Source organism: Butyrivibrio sp. VCD2006, from assembly GCF_000423925.1.
Taxonomy (GTDB): Bacteria; Bacillota; Clostridia; order Lachnospirales; family Lachnospiraceae; genus Butyrivibrio.
Genome location: NZ_AUIX01000001.1, coordinates 95,916 through 121,199, shown reverse-complemented (window position 1 = coordinate 121,199; position 25,284 = coordinate 95,916). Strand labels below are relative to the sequence as shown.

At 42.1% G+C, this 25,284-nt stretch carries 22 protein-coding genes; 16 read left to right on the top strand and 6 right to left on the bottom strand.

Going from position 1 to position 25,284, the window contains the following annotated elements:
* Positions 1-7: 7 nt before the first annotated feature.
* The 3 genes from G586_RS24400 to G586_RS0100475 all read left to right on the top strand — a co-directional run bounded on the left by G586_RS24400 (position 8) and on the right by G586_RS0100475 (position 1,600).
* The gene (locus tag G586_RS24400) at positions 8-478 is read left to right on the top strand and encodes a LytTR family DNA-binding domain-containing protein (RefSeq protein WP_051204308.1); all 471 of its coding nucleotides are present in this window, start codon (positions 8-10) and stop codon (positions 476-478) included.
* Complete coding sequence (locus G586_RS0100480; RefSeq protein WP_026526106.1) at positions 478-915, top strand: DUF6608 family protein; 438 nt, start codon at positions 478-480, stop codon at positions 913-915. The genes G586_RS24400 and G586_RS0100480 overlap by 1 nt, the downstream gene beginning before the upstream one ends.
* 121 nt (positions 916-1,036) lie before the next feature.
* Positions 1,037-1,600 (top strand): hypothetical protein, encoded by a 564-nt coding sequence (locus tag G586_RS0100475; protein WP_026526105.1) that lies wholly within the window; start codon positions 1,037-1,039, stop codon positions 1,598-1,600.
* Positions 1,601-1,667: 67 nt separating this feature from the next.
* Here the strand turns inward: G586_RS0100475 and G586_RS0100470 are convergent, their stop codons facing one another.
* The gene (locus G586_RS0100470) at positions 1,668-2,399 is read right to left on the bottom strand and encodes a hypothetical protein (RefSeq protein WP_026526104.1); all 732 of its coding nucleotides are present in this window, start codon (positions 2,397-2,399) and stop codon (positions 1,668-1,670) included.
* A gap of 214 nt (positions 2,400-2,613) precedes the next feature.
* On the opposite strand from G586_RS0100470, the gene G586_RS0100465 reads away from it, so the two are divergent.
* From G586_RS0100465 to G586_RS0100415, 10 genes are all read left to right on the top strand, one after another.
* Positions 2,614-3,456, top strand: a complete 843-nt coding sequence (locus tag G586_RS0100465; RefSeq protein ID WP_026526103.1) for an LD-carboxypeptidase — start codon at positions 2,614-2,616, stop codon at positions 3,454-3,456.
* Between the two features lie 371 nt (positions 3,457-3,827).
* A complete protein-coding gene (locus G586_RS0100460; protein WP_026526102.1) occupies positions 3,828-4,598 on the top strand; it encodes a class I SAM-dependent methyltransferase in 771 nt (256 codons plus the stop codon).
* Positions 4,599-4,917: 319 nt separating this feature from the next.
* Positions 4,918-5,466: a GNAT family N-acetyltransferase gene (locus tag G586_RS0100450; RefSeq protein ID WP_026526101.1), complete on the top strand. Its 549-nt coding sequence runs from the start codon at positions 4,918-4,920 to the stop codon at positions 5,464-5,466.
* Positions 5,467-5,536: 70 nt separating this feature from the next.
* Positions 5,537-6,304 (top strand): nucleoside phosphorylase, encoded by a 768-nt coding sequence (locus G586_RS0100445; protein ID WP_026526100.1) that lies wholly within the window; start codon positions 5,537-5,539, stop codon positions 6,302-6,304.
* A gap of 71 nt (positions 6,305-6,375) precedes the next feature.
* Complete coding sequence (locus G586_RS21175; protein ID WP_051204306.1) at positions 6,376-7,137, top strand: MBL fold metallo-hydrolase; 762 nt, start codon at positions 6,376-6,378, stop codon at positions 7,135-7,137.
* Between the two features lie 152 nt (positions 7,138-7,289).
* Complete coding sequence (locus tag G586_RS26845; RefSeq protein ID WP_035771999.1) at positions 7,290-9,140, top strand: glycoside hydrolase family 27 protein; 1,851 nt, start codon at positions 7,290-7,292, stop codon at positions 9,138-9,140.
* Positions 9,141-9,160: 20 nt separating this feature from the next.
* Positions 9,161-9,535, top strand: coding sequence for a hypothetical protein (locus G586_RS0100430; protein WP_026526098.1), 375 nt, complete (start codon positions 9,161-9,163; stop codon positions 9,533-9,535).
* 97 nt (positions 9,536-9,632) lie between these two features.
* A complete protein-coding gene (locus tag G586_RS0100425; protein WP_026526097.1) occupies positions 9,633-10,790 on the top strand; it encodes a GGDEF domain-containing protein in 1,158 nt (385 codons plus the stop codon).
* A gap of 17 nt (positions 10,791-10,807) precedes the next feature.
* Positions 10,808-11,539: an HD-GYP domain-containing protein gene (locus G586_RS21170; protein WP_051204304.1), complete on the top strand. Its 732-nt coding sequence runs from the start codon at positions 10,808-10,810 to the stop codon at positions 11,537-11,539.
* A complete protein-coding gene (locus G586_RS0100415; protein WP_026526096.1) occupies positions 11,536-12,786 on the top strand; it encodes an extracellular solute-binding protein in 1,251 nt (416 codons plus the stop codon). The genes G586_RS21170 and G586_RS0100415 overlap by 4 nt, the downstream gene beginning before the upstream one ends.
* Positions 12,787-12,859: 73 nt before the next feature.
* Here G586_RS0100415 and G586_RS0100410 read toward each other — a convergent pair whose 3' ends face one another.
* The 5 genes from G586_RS0100410 to G586_RS0100390 form a co-directional block, all read right to left on the bottom strand.
* Positions 12,860-14,551: a GGDEF domain-containing protein gene (locus G586_RS0100410; RefSeq protein ID WP_026526095.1), complete on the bottom strand. Its 1,692-nt coding sequence runs from the start codon at positions 14,549-14,551 to the stop codon at positions 12,860-12,862.
* On the bottom strand, positions 14,544-16,325 hold the full coding sequence (locus tag G586_RS0100405) for a GGDEF domain-containing protein (RefSeq protein ID WP_026526094.1): 1,782 nt from the start codon (positions 16,323-16,325) through the stop codon (positions 14,544-14,546). The genes G586_RS0100410 and G586_RS0100405 overlap by 8 nt, the downstream gene beginning before the upstream one ends.
* 167 nt (positions 16,326-16,492) lie before the next feature.
* Positions 16,493-17,197: a TPM domain-containing protein gene (locus G586_RS0100400; protein WP_442852451.1), complete on the bottom strand. Its 705-nt coding sequence runs from the start codon at positions 17,195-17,197 to the stop codon at positions 16,493-16,495.
* A 121-nt stretch (positions 17,198-17,318) separates the two neighbouring features.
* A complete protein-coding gene (locus tag G586_RS0100395) occupies positions 17,319-18,362 on the bottom strand; it encodes a hypothetical protein (RefSeq protein ID WP_242831945.1) in 1,044 nt (347 codons plus the stop codon).
* Positions 18,363-18,439: 77 nt separating this feature from the next.
* Positions 18,440-19,639: an SPFH domain-containing protein gene (locus G586_RS0100390; RefSeq protein ID WP_026526091.1), complete on the bottom strand. Its 1,200-nt coding sequence runs from the start codon at positions 19,637-19,639 to the stop codon at positions 18,440-18,442.
* Between the two features lie 310 nt (positions 19,640-19,949).
* On the opposite strand from G586_RS0100390, the gene ftsH reads away from it, so the two are divergent.
* The 3 genes from ftsH to hprK all read left to right on the top strand — a co-directional run bounded on the left by ftsH (position 19,950) and on the right by hprK (position 25,263).
* The gene (gene ftsH / locus G586_RS21165) at positions 19,950-22,235 is read left to right on the top strand and encodes an ATP-dependent zinc metalloprotease FtsH (protein ID WP_081674044.1); all 2,286 of its coding nucleotides are present in this window, start codon (positions 19,950-19,952) and stop codon (positions 22,233-22,235) included.
* Positions 22,236-22,398: 163 nt separating this feature from the next.
* Complete coding sequence (uvrC, locus tag G586_RS0100380) at positions 22,399-24,276, top strand: excinuclease ABC subunit UvrC (protein WP_026526090.1); 1,878 nt, start codon at positions 22,399-22,401, stop codon at positions 24,274-24,276.
* A 48-nt stretch (positions 24,277-24,324) separates the two neighbouring features.
* The gene (gene hprK, locus G586_RS0100375; protein WP_026526089.1) at positions 24,325-25,263 is read left to right on the top strand and encodes an HPr(Ser) kinase/phosphatase; all 939 of its coding nucleotides are present in this window, start codon (positions 24,325-24,327) and stop codon (positions 25,261-25,263) included.
* The last annotated feature ends 21 nt before the right edge of the window (positions 25,264-25,284 follow it).

Below are 25,284 nucleotides of genomic sequence, written 5' to 3'. Positions count from 1 at the left end.
TGGGAGTATGAAGCTAAATCTATTCGAAGATAAGAACATTTTAGATGAGCATGTGGACGTGTATTTCTCAAATATGCGTCCACAGATTAAGCAGATAATGGATATCGTCAAATCAGAGAGGATATCGCTTTCAGGAAGACCTGCGGATGATGATCTTGACGATGGTGAAGAGATACTTATCGATCCAAAAGAGGTATACTACCTGGACTATGTGGACAGAAAGCTTTTCATGTACACAGGAAATGGTGTTTATCGAATCATGAAGACTCTTGCGGAGTGCGAGGAGCTTCTTTGGAACTATGGATTTGTGAGAGTTTCCAAGTCCAATCTCATAAACATTTTCAAAATAAAACAGCTAAAGCCTGACCTTAACATGAAGGTTTATGCCTATTTTGATAATGGTGAGAGAATCTGTGTCAACAGAAGCTACAAGAAGGAATTTGATCAGTATCTTCAGAAAATGCGGAGAATGGTATAGTGAAAAAGTATTTTAGCAATTTAGCCTTAATGATCAGTATTTCATACACGATGGTTTCTGTATCTGCTACAGTTTGCAATATTATGCTGGGCGGTCAGACTAATAACATGAACGAACTCCTGATGTTTGCGATATGTATCATAGCTTCTGTGGTTTTATCGATGCATGGGCTCTTTGATAGTGTGAGCCCGCTTTTGATGATGGTTATTCAATATCTGGTGGCGTGTGCGCTGATTGCAGTGCTGCTCCTTATTATAAGCCGCTTCGATACGATTACTCCAAGAGGATGGTTTGAGCTCTATCGATCCTTTACGATTCCATACATCATCCTGGCGGGAATCTATTACTACAGTGTGTTCGCGGATGCAAGAAAAAAAGAAAGTCTGATCAAGGATTTGCAGAAGCAGATGGGTGAATCTGCAGGCTTTAAGGGATAATGCAAGGCTTAATAAAAACTTAATTCTTTATAAAGCGGATTTTAATTAATTTCGGTTATGATGTTGCCTAATTGAAGTAGTTCTATCATTTCAACAGTTCTAATTTTAGGAGGTAATGAAAATGAAGAAAATTATTTCTGTAATCCTGGCAACAACATTGTTTTGTGCACTGACAATTTCAGCTAGTGCAGCACCTCTTAGCCCCGACAAAATTGTGCCGGGTGAGCTTGAGAACAATGCGGTTCTCGGTGCTGAGATGGTTGAGACAGATACTTTCATTCCTGTTTCCACAGGTGTTGGCGGAGTAAAGCGGGACGCTGACGAAGTAACCGGAATGACAGCTGTTATTACTCATGTAAATCCTGTTTATACAGGAACTGCACAGAAAATTGCTTCTAAGCTCGGAGCAAATGTAGTTGGTGCTTTTCACGTTACTCTTCCTTGTGGAGTTAGAGATGCCGGTGTCACATTTGACATAAAGGAAGGCTTCACAATGCCTGAAAATCCGGTATTCATTTCCTTACATGGAAAGGCATTCTGCACTCCAAAGGGAATTATAAAACTCAATGACAGGCAGATTGTTGTGGTATTCAATGCTTCTGACAGAGATTTCTATATGCTTGATGGTGGTGCACTTGAGTTTGACCAGCACATTACATACAGAGATTTCTTTGGTAAAAAATAATATAAAATAAAAACATAAAAATCCTCAGGGCACGTATCAATGCTCTGAGGATTTTTTTAGTAAATTATTATGTCAGCATCTCGTAGGTTACACCATATTTTTTAGCGATATCTGCGGCATAGGACAGACCAACCGGCGGGGCAAGCTTCACTTTATAGGAGCGGACTCCGTTATCTGATGCGACGATCAGGGAAGCTGCCTTGAACTGACCACTTTTTTCGTTCAGCTCATCTATATCGTAGGCGAGCTTGTGCATATGAGTGTTGTAAATGGTGCGACAGCCCTTATCAAGGATTGCCTTTGAACAGTCTCTTGCAATGAAATAACCCTCATAGCCGTTGTCGTTGTAGAGCTTTTGAACATAATCCTTGAGTGCGATAAGGCCTTCTGAGTGGATATCAGCAGTCGACAGACATTCATAAATTGAATCAAGGCACTGGATATAATCGTTGATTTCTTCCAGTCTATGCAGAAGATCCCAGATACCCAGCTCATGGTCGTGGTCATGCTTGTAGCTTCCGTACTCCCTAAGGAAATTTATCCTGTCAAAAAGCGCCACAATTTTTTCGCGCATTTCCCGATTTTTCATAAGGTCATCGAAAATCTCGCTTCGGAATTTGGCGTTTTTAGCTGAGTCAGTCATCATGCTCATTACATTGTAAATGTAGGTCTGCTCCGCAGGCTGAATGGACAGCTTTGTGACAATGTTATCCATGCCTATATCATGAAGTGTGACCTCGCTTAATTTATTGAATTTTAAAGTCTGATCCGGAAATAAAAGACTGATTTTTTCTGACATATGTTTTCCCCAATAAAGATACCCTTCTAACATTTTTCATATAGAGTATTCTATGATGAAAAACTGAGGGATACAATGCACTAGAATTACAAAAAGAGGCAGGTGTTTTTGGATATCACGTGCTTAAAAGATAAGTGTAAAATCATGGCAAATGGGTGTATTGTGAGATATTATTTTTTTATGGTTTAGAATAAAAGAGTAGAGGAGAACTGGTATGAAGGTAGGATTATCAGCATGTTCAAACGGGCATATAGAGGATTGGATGCCGGAGCTTGATAAGCTTTGCGATGTGCTTTATGGCATGGGAATTGAGGCAGTAAGGGCACCGCACATTTTAGATAAAATAGATAAGTTCAGCGGAACTGACAAGGAACGCGCCGAAGATCTGATGAACTTTTTCAAGGATGATTCCATAGATGCGATATATGACATATCGGGCGGAGATCTGGCAAACGGAGTACTCAAATATCTGGATTTTGATGTTATAGAGAATGCGGACAAGATGTTTTGGGGCTACAGCGATCTCACCACTGTGATCAATTCCATATATGCGAAAAGCGGAAAGTCATCTGTACTCTTTCAGATAAAGAATCTGGTGTGGTCTAAGGCAGAGCTCCAACAGAAGAGATTTAAGGACTATATTGAAGGTAAAAACGAGGATCTCTTCGATGTGAAATATGAATTCCTTCAGGGTGACTCCATGGAGGGAATTGTGGTTGGAGGAAATATCAGATGCCTCACAAAGCTTGCAGGAACGCAGTTCTGGCCTGATATGACAGGAAAAATCCTCTTGCTTGAATCTTTAAGCGGACAGTGCGGACCTATGGCTACACTTTTTACACAGCTAGAACATATGGGAGTGTTTGACCAGGTGGCGGGAGTACTCCTTGGTACATTTACTGAGTATGAAAAATCCGGCATGGAGCTGTCTGTATTTGATCTTTTGAAGATGCATATTGGTGATGACCTTCCTGTGGCTAAGACCAATGAGATAGGACACGGACACGATGCAAAGGCCATTGTTATAGGGCAGACAAGAAGTTTTTACAAAGATTAAGTCAGAATAAAGCAGCTTTGAATTTATTGATAATAGTATTACATCCGGATGTGTATATGCATAATTATCACAAAATTAGATAAATTGTATTTGAACTATTGAAAAGTTTGGAAATTAGTCGTACACTAAGTGCTAATATTCCAAAAACAAAGAAAATATTCTGAAAAGGAGATTATATGAGAATTCGAGGTAACTACTCGGTGCAGCTATAAAGCTGACAGCGGTTGTATCGAGGTTACGGATTACTCCGGCTTGTGAGTTTGTTTATTTGGACCGGAGTGGTTAAAAGCTGCCAGAGGCTGCACCGACAAATAATGGATGCGAGACTAACAATTTTACAAACTAAAAACGTTATTTGAAAAGGAGCAGTTATGAACACAGAAAGAATTGAAACATTAAGAAGAGAGTGGCTTGAGGAAGAGAGCATTGCACACATAAAGGGTTGGGATTTTTCTCACATTGATGATCGTTACAAAGAGGAGGATGATCTTCCCTGGGAGTATGAGGATGTTATAAACAAGTACAGAAACGGAGATATGAAGCTTCTGGACTTTGACACAGGCGGTGGAGAGTTCCTTCTTTCACTGGGACATCCCTACAAGAACACAGCGGCAACGGAAGGTTACCCGCCGAATGTAGAGCTCTGCAAGGAGAGACTACTTCCCCTTGGAATTGATTTTAAGGCTTGTGATGATGCGTCAAACATTCCTTTTGCTGATAACTCTTTTGATATTTACATAAATCGTCACGGTGATTTTGATCCTAAGGAGGCACACAGAGTGCTTAAACCCGGCGGAGTGTTTGTTACTCAGCAGGTTGGATCAAAGAATGACAGAGATCTCGTGCAGATGGTACTGCCGGATTCAGAGGAACCATTTCCCGACAACTGTCTTGAAATTCGAAGGAAGCAGTTTGAAGAGGCAGGTTTTGAGATTCTTGAAGCTGATGAAGTTTTCAGACCAATTTCGTTCTACGACGTAGGTGCATTCGTGTGGTTCGCAAGAATCATTGAGTGGGAGTTCCCGGATTTTTCAGTAGATAAGTGCTTCGATGAGCTTCTTAAGATGCAGGAAGAGATCGACAGAAATGGCAAGGTGACAGGAACCATTCACCGTTTCCTGCTTGTTGCAAGAAAGAAGTAATGCATAGTCCAAGTAGCCAGTATGGCTTTAGGATTACAGAAAATAAGTAGTCACATAATGATTGCAGAAAGGAAAAATACTATGATGAAAAACTATAGTCTCGTCAATAGAATGGTCACTAACGTGCTCGTGAATAATAATCAGGGGCATAATTTGACGTGCGAGATGAGGCTGTAATGGATCATATATTTTTCCGGGATTCATATAAAAAGACTAAAGACCTTATCAAGCACAAAAACTTGGTAAGGTCTTATTTTTATAAAAAGTATATCGCAAGCGAAATTACATTTTAGCTCAGCAAAGAAGGAGGAAAAACTTAATGAGAATCGAAACAGAAACATTGACGCTTAAGGATGGACGTACACTTACGCTTCGAACACCTGATGAAAATGATGCACAGGCATTTATAGACTATATGGTAAAGGCAGCAGAAGATACACATTTTCTTATAAGATATCCCGAGGAAATAAGTCCAACACTCGAAAAAGAAAAAGAAATAATAATGGAGAATGCAGAGGCCGATGACGCTGCATGGTTTTCGGTTTTTGATGGTGATAAGGTAGTAGGCAATTGTTCAATATGCCGCTATAGGAGCCATCTTAAGGTTAAGCACAGATGTGTTTTTGCCATAGCCATTGATAAGGAATACTGGGGATGCGGACTTGGCGAGATTCTTATGAAAAAATCAATTGCTAAGGCTAAGGAGATGGGCTTTGATCAGCTTGAGCTCGGAGTATATGAGGACAACGAAAGAGCCAGGGCACTGTATAGAAAGATGGGCTTTGAGGAGTGCGGAATACTTCCAAGAGCCTACAAACTAAAGGATGGCACTTATGTTGGCGAAGTAAGTATGGTTCGATTTCTGTAATGTCTAAGATCCGGGAACATAATTGTTTAAAACAGAGCCCGGTAAGAACATGAATTTAAGGAGGAAACGTATGATTATTAAAAGTGATATTCCGATTCTTGAGTTTGATGATGAATCCCCGGAGGTTATTCCTGCCGACCATGGTAGCAACGGCAACAGTTTTCCTGAAAAATGCCTGTTTGCATTTCTTGGAGATGTTGTTCACGATTATGCAAAGAGGAATAACGCTGAAGTGGCAGAAGAATTTATCACTGTTGCTAATACATTTGAAATATATGTTCTTCATGAAAAGGATGAGGATATCTGCCTTGTGCAGTCCCCGATCGGAGCTCCTGCAGCAACATCATTATTGGATACACTGATATGCAGAGGTTGTAAAAAGATAATCGCAACGGGTTCATGCGGCGTTCTTACCGATATGCCTGAGAATGCATTTATTGTTCCCACAAAAGCGCTAAGGGGCGAGGGTACATCCTATATGTATCAGCCTGCTTCAAGATACATAGAGCTTGATAAAGTGCCGATAGAAGCTATTGAGAAGACTTTTGAAAAGCATGGACTTCCTTTTACTACCTGCACCACCTGGACTACGGACGGTTTTTTCAGAGAGACGAAGGATATGGTTAAATATCGACTTGAAGAGGGATGCTCGGTTGTAGAGATGGAGTGCTCTGCCCTTGCAGCCTGCAGCAGGAAAAGAGGTGCAAGCTTTGGACAGTTCCTGTTCACCGCGGATTCACTTGCAAATGTCCATGAGTATGATGCCAGGGATTTCGGCGGAGATTCCCACGAAAAGGCACTTTTGCTTGGCCTGGATATTCTAAGAAACTTCAAGTGATTTTGTTACGTATGGCATCTTTTGTTTTCTGATCCAAAATGTCATAATACTGAGTATAAAGGAGAACAATTATGGCAGTAAGATTTATGAGAACAGGGCAGCAGGGTATTATTTTGCAGAATACCGAAACAGGATACAAGATAGGTATTGATCTCTTTTTGTCCGATGATCCTGACAGACAGGTTCCTAATGTTGTGAATGCAGAGGATCTCACAGATGTCTCACTTATCTTTGGAACCCACGATCATCTTGATCATATCGACAGAGAGGCCTGGAAGAAAATCGCGAAGGTGAATCCGGATATCAAATTCGTGGCACCTAAGTTTTTTGAGAAAACACTACCGGGTGAACTTGGAATAGAAGAAGGTCGCTTTATATTTGTAGATGAAGGAGTAAGTGCTGATGAGGGAGAGGCTCATATTGAAGCAATCCCGGCAGCTCATGAATTCCTTGATGAATCTCCCGAAGGACTTCATCCATACCTCATGTATATTGTGACTATTAGTGGGAAAAAGATTTGCCATATGGGTGATACCTGTCTGTATGAAGGCGTCTATGCAAAGCTCAGAAAGATTGGGCCCTTTGATGTGATGTTTCCGCCGATAAATGGCAGAGATGCCAGAAGGTACAGCGAGAACTGCATTGGAAATATGACGTTCCAGGAGGCAGCAGACGTTGTAGGAGCCATGAAGCCTGCACTGGCAGTTCCGGGGCACTATGATATGTTTGCGGGAAACAGTGCAAATCCGGTAGATTTTACAGACTATGTTGAGGTTAAGTATCCCGGACAGAAGGTCATGATAGCTGAGCCCGGCGAGTTTATTGAAATCTGAAAACATCGCTGCTGCAATAAGCATTAATTGAATACATTAAGGCAAATAATGAGAAGAGTTTTGCAACAATCTAAGATAAGTTAATAATGAAGAACACACCAGAGTTCCGGGAAGGTTTTCTTCCCGGAATCGTTTTTTTATTAGGAGGAATTATGCTTAGACCCGACAAAATATCCGAGAACGGCCGTTTCAATAATTTTGATAATAAAGAGATTTTATATGGAAAAAAGAAGCAGCATCTTCCGGCTATGGGATGGAACAGCTGGAATGCTTTCGGAAGTGGCAACACAGAAGCGCTCACCAAAGCAATGGTAGATAAGATGGTGGAGCTTGGACTGGATAAGCTGGGCTATCAGTATGTGGTTCTCGATGATGGCTGTTATAAACCTGAGAGAGTCGATGGGAAGCTTACAAGTGAAGAGACCAAATTTCCCAGTGGCTTTAAGGCTATTTCAGACTATGTTCATGGCAAGGGCCTTAAGTTTGGTATGTATAACGACATAGGTGTTAAGACCTGCTCAGGAGCAAGAGTCGGCATCTGCGGCTATGAGGATGTAGATGCAAAGAGCTATATCGAGTGGGGTGTAGATTTTATGAAGGTTGATAACTGCTATTATCCTTTCGATAACGCGACCTTCTCAAACTCTGAGAATGCAGCATATACCTTCACTCCGAATATCAAGGCTATAAAAATCTGTGGCGATAATGAGGTTACTTTAAGCGCAGTAGCTGACGGAAAAATTACCGGAGATCGTGCAGTGGTAGAGGGTGATCATGTAACCGGACTTGGAACCTTTGATGGCACTGGCCCGGATGCATCACCTGTGGGAGTAAGAAGCAGTGAGCTTGTTTTTGAGTACGATGCTGCCAAGGCCGGAGAGTATAAACTTCAGGTTGAATATCAGTCCGGAAGAGTAGAAGGCTGCGGTGACTGGCTTCAGCTTGCAGTTGATGAAGAATACTTCTACGATGACTTCCTTACAGAGGGCCTTGCTGAAGAGCTTTCCGATAAGAACTTAAATGATCCGGACAAGAGAGATAATCCGGTGGATAACAATATGCCTGATCTTGATGAAGAGAATGCTAAGAAGGATGCAGCCGATAATGCATATAACTGGAGCGCGCCCATAAAGGTTACTCTTAAAAAGGGCGTAAATCATATAAGAGTAATGAATCACAGAAGACAGGAGAATACTCTGAATTCATATTCCAGAATTCTTAAGGCGCTAAACGATGCAGCTCCTGATCATGACATTTATTATTCAGCTTGTGAGTGGGGTAAGAGCCATCCTCAGAACTGGGCGTACAAGGTGTGTGATTGCTGGAGAATTCTTAATGACATCACATTCCGTGTTGGAAGTGATGGAGATCCGGGACACGGTGACTGGAAGGATGATTACACTCCCAGTGTGACAACACAGTACAACAAGGCGGTTATCATGGATGAGTTTGCAGGACTCGATAAGGGCTGGAATGACCCGGATATGCTTATGGTAGGAATGAACGGCCTTGATGAGACGCAGTGCAAGAGCCATATGACACTGTGGAGCGTGATGAATTCACCTTTGATGCTTGGACTTGACCTTAGAAGAGTGGAAAAAGGAGACTGGATATATAACATTATCGCCAACGAGGATCTGATAGCTCTTAATCAGGATGCTCTTGGAATCCAGGCTAAGCGTGTTTATTCAACCCTGGCAAAGGGAAGACCTGACAAGGAGTATATCAGAGATATTAACCGCGTTGATATTCTTGTGAAACCTCTTACAGGTGACAGATTAGCAATAACCTTCTTCAATGTCAGCCAGGAAGACAAGACCGGGACATATAAAGTAAGCATTGATGAGATTAAGAAGGCATTTGGAGACAAGATAAAAACCGGCGCTAAATACAGTGTTAAAGATGTATGGACCAAGGAAGAATCTGAGAATACAAGTGGTGTATTCGAGGCTAATGGTTTAAAGGCCTGCGACAGTATAACGGTTGTTGTGACACCAAACTGATTTTTATTTAATTAAGAAGTATGAAAACAGCTGAATTTATAGATTACATAATTGAACAATCTCCTGCTTCGGCAGGAGATACAGCTGCATTTTTTAAACATATGATGGCAGATAATTCAGATGCTATGTTGGAACAGTCTGTCACAAAGAAAAAAGCGGCTATGATTATTTATGCATTCATCAAAGATGTTCTGGGTTTAAAAGACATAGACTGGGGAGTTTCAAAAGCTCTTCGGGATATTTATGATTGCAGAATCTGTGCCAATGCGATTGCGCAGGTAGTTGAGAGAGGTATTTTAACACCTCAAAGCGAAAACCTTTTTGGAGGGGACATTATCATGAATGATGATGGGCTTCGCCTCGCGGCACAAAAACTGAAGGCATGCATCATATAAATATTATTTTGTGTTTATATAATTATTAGATTTATCTGCTACAGTAATGATAGATGTATATTGGCATGTTATGTGGATTCGAATAAGAGGACAGAACATGACTGCTCAAAGTCTGAATCATTACGGGTATGATAAAGCAATTGCAGATGAATGCTCAGAGCTCATTAACAGCACCAATAAGAAACATGTAATCATTTTGAATGTATGGTTTTTTATTGTTAATGTTCTTTGTGCGATTTTTTCTGCATTAGATATCTTTAGCGTAAATCAGAGTGGAATGGGACTGTATATAATCTATGCAGTTGTTTCTGCTTTGTTTTTTATTATATGCAGAGTTGTAGGAAAGAAGCAGACAACTGCCAGGATTACGGTTCTTGTTATTGCTAATATTATTATCTGGATTACATATGCAACTCAGATTTCCTGTGATCAGCCATACATGACAGCTACATTATTTATGGTTATGATTGTTGTTTTGTCATTTTCTTTTATTTCCACTATGCTTAGAACTTTAGCGGGTATCATAATTTGTTCTGCAATATTCCTCTTTTCATCATTTACTGTGAAAACAGCTTCTATAGCGAATCAGGATCTTTATAATATGATCATTTTTGTTTCGTTATCCATAGTTCTGCATTTTGCATTCCAAAGGACAAGAATGCAGCAGTTTGTTACCCTTCAAAGAAATATCCAGATTCAGCGGGAGCTTGAGATAAAATCAAGCTTTGACGCGCTTACCTCTCTGCTTAACAGAGGCAGATTCTTTTCAATTGCAAGTAATATTCTCTCAAATCCTCATGATGAATATATGGCAATGTGTCTCATAGACCTTGATGAATTTAAGCAGATAAATGACAAGCTTGGTCATCAGATGGGTGATAAGGCTATACAGATTGCAGGGCAGGCTATAATTGATGGCCTTCACCTGGATTTGTCTGAAAAGTGGGCTTTTCAGGAGAAGGTCCTGAAAGAGAAAAGCAGTTTTCCCGGAAGGCTTGGCGGAGACGAGTTTATTCTATTTCTGCGTGGAATGGAAAATCGTGAAAATGTTAAGAGGGTCTTGCAGAATATTTTGAAGACGCTTAATAGCGTTGAAGTCGGAGAGCTTCACGGGATACATGCATCTCTCGGAGTTACTGAGATAACACCAAACGACAGAGACATTGATTCTGCATATACGCGTGCTGATGAAGCTCTGTATGAATCAAAGCGTGCAGGTAAAAATCAGATACGCTTTATGGATGCGACAGAATAGGGCGGGGGAGGATACTTATGGATAATAGACTGATTGACCTGCTCATGTTTTTCCTTTTTGTATTTATTGCTTTATCAGGGGTAACTTTGTACAAAATACATGTTAGGAAAAAGAGAACAGCAGACATACTGGAGCTTTTGGTGGGTATCATCGAAGCTGAAAATCCTAATCTTGAAGGTCATTCACTTCATGTACATAATCTTACAATGCTGTTGTATGAGTTTATGCCACTTTGGGACAGACTGAGAGTGAATCAGACGGACCTTCATTATGCGTCACTGCTTCTTGACATTGGAAAAAGCGGAATACCGGATTCAATCATCGAGCGAGCAGGAAAGCTTGGAAAATCTGAATGGGAAATTGTCAGGCAGCACCCGGATATAGGTGTAAAAATGCTTGAGAATACGCCGGGAATGGGAAAGGCGCTTTCATATATTCAATATCATCATGAGAGAATTGATGGTAAGGGTTATCATCAGCTGGCAGGAGATCAGATTCCTTTAGGTGCCAGGATGATAGCGATAGCGGATACTTATTCCGCTATAACAATGAATCGTTCATATAAGGCATCATTACCTTATGCTGAGGCTATATCCGAGCTGAGACTTGCAGCAGGCACACAGCTTGATGAAGGATTAGTAGCATGTTTTTGCAATATTCCAATGAGCAGGATCGATGCATGCCGTGATGATGTTATGGATAAAATGCAGCGATATCTGGATGATAGAAAGGAGAGTGCGGAAGTATGAAGTTTAAACGGGCTTTGTGCATCATACTGGTGACTGTCATGGTCATGTGTGCACTGTCCTGTGGGAAGAATCAGAAGAGTCAGAGCGTTTCGAATGTTGATCCTGACACAGCAGAGCATATCACTCTTGCTTTGCGATCCGGAGTCTATTCTGATGCCATTAAATCGTGCCTTGTACCCTTTGAAGAAGAGCATCAGGTTATTTGTGACGTGCTTGAATTAGGAGAAGAAGAGCTTCATAAAGGTATCCTTGAAGAAGCTGAAAAACCAGAGGGACAGTATGATCTTTGTATGGTAGATGGATCATGGAAGGGCGAAATGACCGCGAAACAAGCGCTCATCAGTCTTACAAAGGAAGGCTATGAGCTTGATGATGATATTATAGATGCCACTAAGACGATCTGTTATAGCGAAGGCGAAGTCTATGTTGCGCCGTATTATGGAAATGTGACGGTATTGCTTTTCAATAAAAAGGTAGTTGAAAAGGCAGGATATGGCGTAGATCAGCTGACATCTCTTAGCGAGATTCATGATGTTTGTAAGGCGGCAAAAGAGAAGGGGAATCTTGGTTTTATGTACCGCGGTGATTCTCCCAATAATTATGTTGTGGATTTTTTGCCGATACTTAGATCCTTTGGTGGATGGGTTGTTGATGAAAACAATAATCCCACAGTTGATACAAAAGAATTTAAAGAAGCTCTGAATTTTTATCTTGAACTCATAGGAACAGGGAAATCTGAGAGCAGAGATGACCTCATAATGGCAATAGCTAATGGAGCTGCAGCCATGGCAATAGGATGGCCCGGGTGGTATACACCCACAGCCAGATCCTCGTCTGACTATATTGCACTCACAGGTAAAGCATCTGATGATGCGGAGGCACATAATGCCAATGTCTATGGAATATGGACAATAGGAGTTCCAAGGAGCAGCACAAAGAAGGAATTGGCAGTAGAGCTTCTAAAGTATCTGATGGACCCTGAGGTGCAAAAGAAAACAGTGGAATACGGCGGAGTACCATGCAGATATTCGAGTCTTGCCGATGAAAAAATTGTAGCAGAGAATCCTCCATTCAAGGCTGTATGTGCAGCATTGGAGAACGGGGTATACAGACCTGATATGGTTGAGTGGACAGATTTTTATACAATTCTCGGCAACGAGATGGGCAAGATAATTGACGGGGAAAAGACAGTTGATGCGGGTCTTGCGGATGCACAGGCTGAGCTTGAAAAAATGCTTGGAAAATAGATGGGCCTATAGATTTATGAGAAAAGAAAGTCACCCAAGAGGCAGAATTAAAATAGTGCTTCCTGGGTGATTTTTAAATTCTTGCAGTGATTCCAAGCTTTGCATGCATCAGCTTTTTGTTCTCATACATTCTCTTATCCGCAAGAAGATAAACGCTGTGAGAGTCCTGGCCTTCGACCTCGGTGCTGAATGCATAACCGGTTGCCACACTTCGCCTGTAATCCGGGTAAAGAACATTTTTTACCTCCAGAGCATCTTTGAGTCTCGTCAGCAAACTGTCGACTTCGTCAAAGTACTCTTTTTTCATAATGGCTACAAATTCATCTCCGCCAATTCTGGCTATGAAAGCCTTGTTCTCAAAGCACTGCTTAAGCACTGAGGAAAATTCCAAAAGATACTTATCACCTGTAGCGTGGCCGTCATGGTCGTTGATCTCTTTAAGTCCATTCAGATCCAGACTTATGATGCAATAATCTTCATTTCCAGAATCAAGATCGTTCATATACTTGTCGTATCTTGAACGATTTGGAAGGTCTGTAAGGCCATCTGCATATGCAAGGTGAGTAAGGGAAGCATATTCCTTTCTCATTGCAAAGGATTCTGAGATATAGATGAAGTAGTTGATCAGATTTGCAAAGACAAAGATAAGCCCTGCCATGGGGATCAGCCTTGTTGACAACAGGGATGAAGGCACGATATATCTTATTTCCAGTGAATACGTAACGAAATTAACCAGATACGATAAGGCAAAAAATGATAATCCTGCCAGCTGTATCTGCTCTGATTTCGAAAGCTTTTTCTGAACCAGCTCTCTGCGGAATATCGTCAGTATAAAAACTGAGCACATAATGGATACGCACTGGAAAAAGGGCAGAGTGCGGCTCATATGGATCACGTTAAGGAAATGAAGTGCTATAAGTAAAATACAGATAAATGAGCTTGTACAGGACACAACGAGGAAAATCCAGTTTTTATAATGCTGCTGAATACATCCTACTATAAGATAGATCATAGGAACCATCAGATAGAGGCATATGTATTCAACTTCAGTTGATCTGCTATTCGTGTAGACAAAGTAATCGATCAGTTTGAAATAGCAAAGAAGCCATATTCCCAAATTGATAAACAGAATTGAGGAAAACAGCTGCGAAAGAATATTTGGCAGGGTTTTGTAGAAACCCAGTGTTATTATGAAAAAGGCAGCACCGAATATGATAAGGAAAATACCTGTTGCCAGAGGAAACATATTATAAAAGACATTTGCCCTTACCACATCATGGTAATCTCCGTAAACCGGCGCAACAAAATAGTTATATGTGGCATCCTCTTCAATATACATGGTCATCTTAAGTAGGAGAGAATTGTCACTGTCGGGTACGCTCAGAACATTGTAGCTGCAGCCAATGTACTCATCTTTTTCTAAGAGATCCTTAAATCTTGACATAACAAGTTCGCCATCAATATAAATATCGAAAGCAGAATATCTTGAAAGGAACATAAGAGTTGGAAATGAGTAAACATTACTTGCAGGCAGGGATGTTGAGAGTGTTATTATATCTCCTTTTTTCGCACCATAGCCAAGTTTCTTCGGAATATCACGAAGCGAAATATCTGTATAAGCTTCACCTTTGTATTCGACAGACCATCCGTTTTCAATGTTATAAACATTCCCGCTAATAATGGGGCGGAAAAGAAAATGGCATATAGTGACAAGCAGGCAAAAAGTAAGGAAGGCTATCAGCAAAAATTTTATTCTTTTATACATTGTTCGTAGCACCTCCTTTCCCTGAAGGTGCATCGCCAATGATATCATTTACGAATCTGCCAAGCTTCATGGAGTGATGGATATCTTTTTCCTTATACATGCGGTTATCAGCCAGGACAAAAACACTATTAGCGTTGTTATCCGGTACTTCAAAGCTATAAGCAAAACCACAGGATGCAGAGAGGTTCAAGGTGGTCTCATGGCTGTTGAAGGCCTCAAGCCTTGATCTTAAGTCACTTATCATTTCTTCACATATGCCCGGGCGAGGATTCTCTATTGCAACCAGGAATTCGTCACCACCTGTTCTTCCCACAAGTTCTGCACTTGAAAAAGACTGCTTCATAATGTCTGCGAAGGTTTTTAGCATTCTGTCGCCTTCCTGATGACCAAGTGTATCATTAACAGGCTTCAGGTTGTCCATATCTATTGAAATTATTGCAAATTTGCCCTGCACAGCTGCCATATACTGCATGCATTTTGCACGGTTCATTAGACCTGTAAGGGAGTCCGTATAGGCAAGGCCTTCAAGGTGTTCACGCATGTAGGCAGAATTAATATGTTCAATTCCATGATAAAAATAGAATACGAACAGGCACAGAACAAAGCATAGTGCACCGATTGTCATGAAGCTGATGTCTGCATAGGCTTCACCACCGGCCAATAGGAATTTGAGAACGTTGTATTTAATTATGTCAATTACTGAGCAGACTATGAAAATAGCAAGGCCCATAATGAGGACACTATCGGAGGTCATTCCTGCGTATTCCGGAGAGTTTTTGCGTTCTCTGTAATGCTTTAGCACATTCGCTATGAGCTGAGGGAGAACTATTATAGTCTCGATCAGCGCAATGACATGTAAGGTCGAAACAAAAATATTTATATGAACAATCTTGAGAACATGGAGAATAGTAATGACTATCGGGAAAAGGAAATTGATTCCAACAAGGGATTTGTTCAGGTTCGAAGCAAGCTCCTTGTGGGAGGAAATAAGGAAGGCGATGATGGCGAACGGTATAGAGTAAAGCGTAAAATACTCAAGGAAATTAAAAAATGCTTCGTAATCCGAGAGGAAACAGAACAGGTCGTTAAAGGCCACATTATATGCGCCAAGAACGAAGGCAATGATAGATGTGAAGATCAAAGAAAGATCATGCCCATGATACATATAAAGATATGATGATAACGTCAGTAAAAGTAAGGCAAAGACGATTTGGAATCCGCCTATGAAAAGAGGAAGCCTTTTCTTTTGTAAGAAAGAGCGTTCAAGCTCATATCGATTTCCGAAGTAAACAGGAGATAATCCTGAAAAAGCTTTATTTTCCGTTACATCAAGAGTGATGGTGACATTTTTTCCGCAATAATCTTCGGGACTTCCTAAAGAAACAAAATTATAATGCTTGGGGATAAGTCTGTTATCTGCAAGATAATCATCTCCATACTTATAGATTTCCTGACCATCTACAGTAACTGTGACAACAGAGAGAACTGTCCTGAACATTAGACATGCTTGAGGAACCTGTTCCTCGGGTAAGGTATGACTCAGTATTACGACATCGCCTTTGTTGGCGCTGCCAATGTTTATTTCTTCAAGAGATGCGCTGCCTACGAAAAAATCACCATGCTTTACAGACCATCCCTCTTTTATGGTGGTCTGATAAAATGCGTTTGGTGTGGTCATGTAGGAACTGCCGAAAACTATGAGGATAACAGGGATAAGTACGATGAGTATAGGCAACAACCACACATTTATATGCATATAATCACGCAGTCGCATATTTGGTCACCTCAATAAACCATAATATAAGTATAGCAATAAATATATGCGTCTTTTATTAAAAAACACTTTAAAATTCTGAATTTTATATTATCAAAGCCGCATGAATGCAAAGAAAAAGGCCTCATTCCATAAGTGGACGAGGCCTTTAGATACGTATTTAGTTTTTAAAAATGTCCGCTGCTTCCACCATGGCTGGTTCCTGAAGAACCTGTATGAGTTGAGCTGCTTTCCTTCTGTATTTTGGTTCGGCTTGTGGTCTTTCTTACAAATCTGTCATGCTTTCCGGTAAGAGAAAGACCTTGCTGTGAGTAATTGGCAGCACCCTTTTCGGGATGAACTGTATGAAGCTGACCAATGAACCCCAACAGCGGAATCAGAGCCAGTAATAATCCGGCAATAATACAGATGGTGAGTTTTCCTGATGTGAAGGTGTGTGAATCCAAATCGGATTGCAATATCTTGTTACATTCGCTTATAAATTCGTCAAAGGACTGATAATAATTACCTTGTGACAGATTATATTTACAAGCGTCTATCAGATCTTCCTGAGCTGAATCGTTGTATACACCTATTGCTGAGCCGGTAGTTGTTATATGCCAGGATCTCGTTTCCATATCGATCAGGAAAAGGATACCGTCATGATTTTCTCCAAAGCCATATCCGTTGTAGTCATAGAAATCATCACCATATTCTTCAACAGTCCTTGTACCTAAGGTATCCACTGTGACCATAACGATAGCTGACTGAAACTGTTCTTCCACATCATAGATATGAGATGCAAGTGCGTTCTCTTCATCATCAGTAAGGAGATCCGCGGCATCTACAATGGGAAAGAGATAGCCGTCCACTGTCAGAACAGGCTCTACCATGCCTTGGCCGTCTGCCTTCACATTAAATGACAGGAGGACAGGCAATGCCAATATGATGCATACAAGCATGGCTGTAATAAAATTAAAATGTTTCTTATTCATGTTCCTATCCTTTAATGTGTTAAAAAGTAATTATAATGAGGCATACGATTATTGCCAGAAGCGTAAATCCCACTGCTGAGAGCACATACAGCAGTAAAGCCTTGAATTTATCCACAGGAAGGTTTCCAACAAATTTTCCGGTCTGTGCATTCATTGCAAAGAGGAAGTTTTTGCCGTTCCAGGATGTATTCAGAAGCCAGACAGGATATAGGGCATATTTATGAGAAAGTGATCTCACATTGTGATTTTTTGAAAGTACTCTTAGTGATGAGTAGCCACCTGCGGTTTCTCTTATGTCACTTTCTATTGTGTTGCCCATGCGTTCAACAATGTGGTCCTTTGTCGCCTCAGCATTAACGTCATACCTGTTTGCAAGAAAGCCTGCCAGGTAACCGCTGTTAAATGGAATTGCATCGGAAAAATCGAAGGGCTCGATTGATTCCATAAGGTCATCCGGCATCTCTTTTGATGCGTCATGAGGTACATGTGCAAAATCTTCAGAACCTGTCCTTGTGACATCGTAATAGCTGGTTTCTGTGTAGTGATAATCACTGTCACTCCAGGTTCTTACCTTTGTTCCTTCAAAGTGATAATCAGCATCTATTTTTGCATCGTAGAGCCAATAAGGAATGTAAATACCACGAATCTTATCGATGTGATTCTCAGCAAAGAAAACCTTTGGTAAAAGAAGCTTTCCCTTTACATAGCCGGCATAGGCATCCATAGCGTCCTTCTTGCTCTTCTTGAAGGGGATGACATAGTCCGGGCGAAGATCACCTGAAAACTTTTCCTTTACAACAACATTGTTGCTGCAGAAGGGACAAGTCAGGGAGCCCTCTGTTTCTGATGCGACAATCTCTCCACCGCAGGACTGGCAGGAGTAAACTACCATGCCATCGGTTTCGCCGGGCTTCCACTCATTTCCTTCATTAAGCCATTCATTACTGTCGGCCTTGGCGTCCTTATCCTGTTCCTCTTTTCTCGGAGCAGTATAATCGCTTACCTTGATCTTGGTGTCGCAGTACGGACACAAAAGCATCTGGCTTGCGGCATCAAAATTCATCACCCCTCCACAGGAGGGGCATTCATATTCGGTTAATCCCATAGATACTTTCCTAAATTATTCTATCTGCTCTTAAGTTATGGTCTGGGCTGACCGCAGTTTGAACAGAACTTGCCGCTGTTAACAGTTCCGCAAGAACATGTCCAGTCTGCACTGGGTCTGGGCTGACCGCAATTGGAGCAGAAATTGCCATTGTTAACGGTTCCACATGAGCATGTCCAGCCAGCCTGGCTCTGAGGCTGCATCTGAGGCGCCTGCTGAGGTGCACTCTGACCCATTGCAAAAAGGTTAGCAGCATTTGCGCCGCCTGCCTGCTGTGCCATGTTCATTCCTGCAAATGCCATCATAGGGCCTGTTGCAGTGTTCTTGGCAGCGTCCTGCATTGCCTGAGCTTGTGCACCGACAAGTGTAGCTGCAGCCATGTTGGGATTGGTAAGAACAGCATTTTTCTGCAGTTCTTTGATCATCTTCTCATCTTCTTCAGATGCGTTTACTGAGTTGATTCCGAAGGTTGAGATCCGGATACCATAGGTATCGCCCCATTTTGCTGAAAGAACTTCATTGAGAGCATCTGCGATCTCATTTGTATGTCCGGGAAGTGCGCTGTAACGAACACCTGTCTCGGAAATCTTAGCGAAAGCGGGCTGAAGTGCTGTAAGAAGCTCGCTCTTTAGCTGAGATTCGATGTTTTCTCTCTTGTATTCTCCTGTGAAATTGCCGCAAAGGTTTGTGTAGAAGAGAATAGGATCTACGATTTTGTAGCTGTATTCACCGTGGCAACGGATAGAAATATCAACGTCAAGACCGATGTTTCTGTCCACAACGCGGAAAGGAACCGGATTAGCGGTGCCATACTTGTTGCCGATGATATCCTTGGTATTGATATAGTAAATGCGCTGATCGTTTGCTGCATCTCCGCCGAAGCTGATACGCTTACCGATCTTCTTAAAGGTTTCTTTGATGTTCGAAGAGAGACTTCCATAGAAAAGAGAAGGCTCTGTGCTTACATCGTATACAAATTCGCCGGGCTCTGCGCAGATTTCAGTTACTTTTCCCTGATCAACGAGAATCATGCACTGTCCGTCTGCAACAGCAATGATTGAACCGTTTGAAATGATGTTGTCATTACCCTTGGTGTTTGAACTTCCTCTTCCTGTGCGCTTTACACCCTTTACAGCAAGTGTATCAGCGGGAATTGAATCGCAATAGAAATAATCTCTCCAGGAATCAGCGAGAACACTTGAAGCAGCTCCGACTCCAGCTTGTAAAATACCCATACAAAAATTTCCTCCTTATAAATAAGATTTAAATAAGATTATTTTTAGAATGATCTTTTTGTCAGACCATTCTTGAATACTGATAAAAATTATACCACAATTAAGATATAATTATTGAAAAAGATGGGCATAATAGAGCTTGTTAAGTGTATTTTGTAAGAAAAATACAAGATGATTGACAATAAGTTGTTGCGAGAAAGAATAAAACTTCTTTGGTGCAATGAATTTATAAATTGATTTATGACTCTGTTATACTTATAATAGAACGATAAAGTAAGAATCATTAGTTTGATATTTAATGAGGTAAGCAATGGATAACAACTATAATAACAACAATGGGGCCGGAGGTGAAGGAGGCCCTAAGAAACAAAATATATTGCTTCTGGTTGTAGCTGCTCTTGTGTCGGTTCTTTTCATGACATATATAATGCGTGCGGTTACAGGCACCAGCAATAAGGAGGTCACCTACTCCGAGTTTATAAAAATGATCGAGGACAAAAAGGTTGAGAGCGTCGTGATTGAGAGTGACCGCATCAACATTATCCCCAAGGTCAGTTCGGATGAGCTGAAGTTTAATCCTTTTTCGGGTTCGACAACAGTTCTGACATATTACACAGGAAAGGCGGAGGACGATTCCACTCTTACAAAGAGACTTCTCGATGCGGGAATCCCTGTAAGCAGTGAGGTTCCTGATTCTTCGAGCGCGATCATCTCCTTTGCGGTTTATTACGTGCTCCCTATTCTGCTGATGTGGCTGATTCTTTCGTTTGTTTTCAGGCGAATGTCCAAGGGAGGCGGACCGCTTGGTATCGGAAAAAACAATGCCAAGGTTTATATGCAGCGTGAAACCGGTGTCACCTTTAAGGATGTCGCAGGTGAGGACGAGGCTAAGGAATCCCTGGTGGAGGTTGTTGATTTCCTCCACAATCCCGGAAGATATGTGAAGATTGGTGCGAAGCTTCCCAAGGGTGCGCTCCTTGTAGGACCTCCCGGAACAGGAAAGACCCTTCTCGCCAAGGCAGTTGCAGGTGAGGCACATGTTCCGTTCTATTCACTTGCAGGTTCCGATTTCATAGAGCTTTATGTCGGTGTCGGTGCGAGCCGTGTTCGTGAACTTTTTGCAGAGGCCAGTAAGAATGCTCCTTGTATTATTTTCATAGATGAGATTGATGCAATCGGTAGAAGCCGTGACAGTAAGTACGGCGGCGGTAATGAGGAGAGAGAGCAGACGCTGAATCAGCTCCTTTCCGAGATGGATGGATTCGATTCTTCAAAGGGTGTACTGGTTCTCGGTGCTACAAACAGACCGGAGATACTTGATAAGGCACTTCTTCGTCCCGGTCGTTTCGACAGACGAATCATAGTTGATAAGCCTGATCTCAAGGGTCGTGAGGAGATCCTTAAGGTTCACTCCAAGGACGTTAAGATGGATGAGACCGTTGATCTTAAGGGTATCGCACTTGCAACCAGCGGAGCTGTTGGTTCTGATCTTGCAAACATGATCAACGAGGCGGCCATCAATGCTGTTAAGGCTCACAGAGAATATGTATGCCAGCAGGATCTTATGGAAGCTGTTGAGCAGGTTCTTGTAGGAAAAGAGAAGAAGGACAGAATCCTTAGTAAAGAGGAGAGAAAGATTGTCTCCTATCATGAGGTCGGTCATGCACTTATAAGTGCTGTTCAGAAGAATACCGAGCCTGTGCAGAAGATTACAATCGTACCCAGAACCATGGGCGCTCTCGGATACGTAATGCAGGTTCCCGAGGATGAGAAATACCTTGAGACCAAGGATGAGATCATCGATGATATCATCGTATCCCTTGGCGGACGTGCTGCAGAAGAGGTTATCTTCAACACTGTTACAACCGGTGCCGAGAATGATATCGAGAAGGCAACCTCAATGGCTCGCAGCATGATAACCATGTTTGGTATGAGCGATAAGTTCGGTCTTATGCAGCTTGAGTCCATACAGAACAGATATCTGGATGGAAACAGAGTGCTCAACTGCAGCCCTCAGACAGAGTATGAGGTTGATGAAGAGGTTAAAAAGCTTCTTGCCGACTGCTATGATAAGGCAAAGCAGATCATAAGAGATCATATCGATACAATGGATAAGATCGCACAGTTCCTTATCGAGAAGGAAACGATAACAGGTAAGGAATTCATGAAGATCTATCGTGAGGTTGAGAATATTCCCGAACCTACAGAAGAGGAGATGGAGGCTGCAAAGCATGGAAGAATCTATGCAACACGTCCCGAGTCTGCTGCAGTAGGTGAGAACGTTCCGATCAAGGAAAAGGAGAAAAAGTCAGAGGAGCCTGTTCCGGTAGCGACTGAGCCGCAGCCTGTGCAGCAACAGGGCTATATCAACTGGCAGCAGCCTCAGGGTGGAACCTTTGGTCAGCCCCAGGGCGGCAACTACGGTCAGCAACAGCAGGGCACTACTTTTGGTCAGCCGAACTATAATCAGCAGCCCTATGGCCAGCAGGGAACATCATATAACGGACAGCCTCAGAATAAGGACGAGGCAGATAGTCAGCAGACAGGTGGCGGACTTTTCTCACATGTTCCGGATGATTTTGATGAGAAGAAGTAAAAATGTTTATAAGCTTACGGTTTGGCAAATAGGTGAGAAGAAATAAGCGGGGCATATGCAATAAATACAATAAAAGCCTTCCCCCTGGGGGGAAGGTGGCACGAAGTGCCGGATGAGGGGAAAGGCTGTCGCGAAGCGGCAGCCTTTCTGATATTATGAGATTATGGAAGAGAAATTTAACGTACAGGAAGAACTGAAAAAGCTCCCCAATCAGCCAGGTGTCTACATCATGCGAGATGAATATGACACCATAATCTATGTGGGAAAAGCCGTGAACCTCCACAACCGCGTGAGGTCTTATTTTCGTAAGATTGTGGGAAGAGGACCGCAGATTGACCGCATGGTGCAGCAGATTGCGCGTTTTGAATATATAGTTACCGACTCAGAGTTGGAAGCTCTTGTTCTAGAGAACAATCTGATCAAGGAAAACAGCCCCAGATATAATACAATGCTCAAGGATGATAAGACCTATCCCTATATAAAGGTCACGGTATCTGAGGAGTTTCCGAGAATCCTTTTTTCGAGACTGATGAAGAAGGATAAATCCAAGTATTTTGGACCCTTTACAAGTGCTGCAGCTGTAAAGGATACGATTGAGCTGATAAATAAAATATATGGACTAAGGACCTGCAACAGGGTTTTGCCGAGGGACATAGGTGTGGACAGACCATGCCTGAATTTTCATATGAACAGATGCTCCGCCCCCTGTGACGGCAGGATATCCAAGGAAGAATACGCTGAGAGAATACAGGGCGCCCTCGATTTTCTTGAGGGGAATTACACTCCGATCATTAAGGACCTCACCGATAAAATGGAAGCGGCTTCCGAGGACCTCAATTTTGAAAAAGCAGCAACCTATAGGGATCTTTTATCGAGTGTCAGACAGGTTGCTCAAAAGCAGAAGATGACGGATGCTGCGATGGAGGATAAGGATATTCTGGCTATTGCAGCGGATGAAAATGATGCCGTGGTTCAGGTGTTTTTTGTAAGAGACGGAAGGCTCATCGGCAGAGAGCACTTCTATATGACGCATGTGGCTGAAAATCCCACCGCGGAGATTCTTCTGAATTTTGTAAAACAGTTCTATGCAGGTACGCCTTTTATACCAAGAGAGCTAATGCTTCCGGAAGCCATTGAGGACATGGAAATCATTGAAAAATGGCTTTCCCAGAGAAAGGGAAGCAGAGTGTATCTTAGTGTCCCTGAGAGAGGTCAGAAGAATAAGCTTATGGAGCTTGCTGCACAGAACGCTGAGCTTGTCCTTAGTAAGGATAAGGAGAGACTAAAGCGCGAAGAGGGCAGGACCATCGGAGCTGTCAAGGAGATAGAGAAGCTTCTTGGAATTAAGGATATTATCAGAATGGAAGCTTATGATATATCCAATATCAGCGGTTTTGCCAACGTAGGATCGATGGTGGTTTATGAAAAGGGAAAGCCTAAGCGCAGTGACTATAGAAAGTTCAGAATAAAGTCCGTTTCAGGGCCCGATGACTACGCATGCATGAAGGAAGTGCTGACGAGACGACTGATGCACGGACTTGAGGAAAAGCATGAACTGGAAGTTCGTGAGATAGATGCAAGGTATGGAAGCTTTACAAAGTTTCCGGATCTTATTCTTATGGATGGCGGCAGAGGTCAGGTTAATATCTGCCTTCAGGTGCTTGAAGAGCTTGGGATATCTATTCCTGTTTGCGGCATGGTCAAGGATGATAATCACAGGACAAGAGGACTGTATTTTAATAATGAAGAACTTCCGATAGACAGGAGATCCGAAGGCTTTAAGCTGATTACAAGAATACAGGATGAGGCCCACAGGTTCGCGATAGAGTATCACCGTTCACTAAGGAGTAAGGCTCAGGTAAAAAGCTCTCTGGATGAAATACCCGGCGTAGGTCCCGCAAGAAGGAAGGCTCTTATGAGGCATTTTAAGTCAATAGAGGACATTCGTAATGCTGACATTGATACATTGAAGCAAGTGCCTGAAATTCCTGAAAATCAGGCAAGGCAAATATACGAATTCTTTCATTCCTCTGAATTGTAAAAGCCCAGTGGGTGTGCTAAACTGTGGTAAGTTAAAAGGGGGTATTGTATGGCAACGGTAAAGCTTAAAACAGTCATTAAAAAGATGGAGCTTGAAAACCTCACCCCGGAGCTGGATGTTTCCAAAATCAGGATTCATCAGCCCGATATCAACAGACCTGCGCTTCAGTTGGCAGGTTACTTTGAGCATTTTGAGGCGACAAGACTTCAGGTAATAGGATTCGTAGAATATACCTATATGGAATCCATTCCGGCAGAGGATAAGGAAAGAGTATATCGTGAGTTTCTGGCATTTGATATTCCTTGCGTTGTTTTCTGCAGAAATCTGATTCCGGATCCGCTCTTCGTGAGAATTGCGATTGAAGAGAAGGTTCCGATAATGGTTACCAAGAAGCCTACATCATCATTCATGGCTGAGATCATCAGGTGGCTCAATGTTGAACTTGCTCCCTGCATCTCTATCCACGGAGTTCTTGTAGATGTTTACGGCGTAGGTGTTCTTATTACAGGTGAGAGTGGAATCGGTAAGTCAGAGGCAGCTCTTGAGCTTATTAAGAGAGGTCACAGACTTGTATCGGATGACGTTGTAGAACTTAGAAAGGTAAGTGATGTTACTCTGATCGGTACTGCACCTGATATAACAAGACATTTCATCGAGCTTAGAGGTATCGGAATCGTTGATGTTAAGACACTTTTCGGTGTGTCCAGTGTCCGTGATACACAGAACATCGACCTCGTTATCAAGCTTGAGGAGTGGGACAAGGATAAGGAATACGACAGACTCGGTCTTGAAGAAGAGTATACAGAGTATCTTGGCAATAAGATCGTATGCCACAGAATTCCGATCCGTCCCGGTAGAAACCTTGCGATAATCTGTGAATCTGCAGCTGTTAACCACAGACAGAAGATGATGGGATATAATGCGGCACAGGAGCTCTATAACAGAGTTCAGAATTCACTTGCCAAGGGTCGCGATGACGATGATTGATAAATTTTTAGAAAGAGGAAG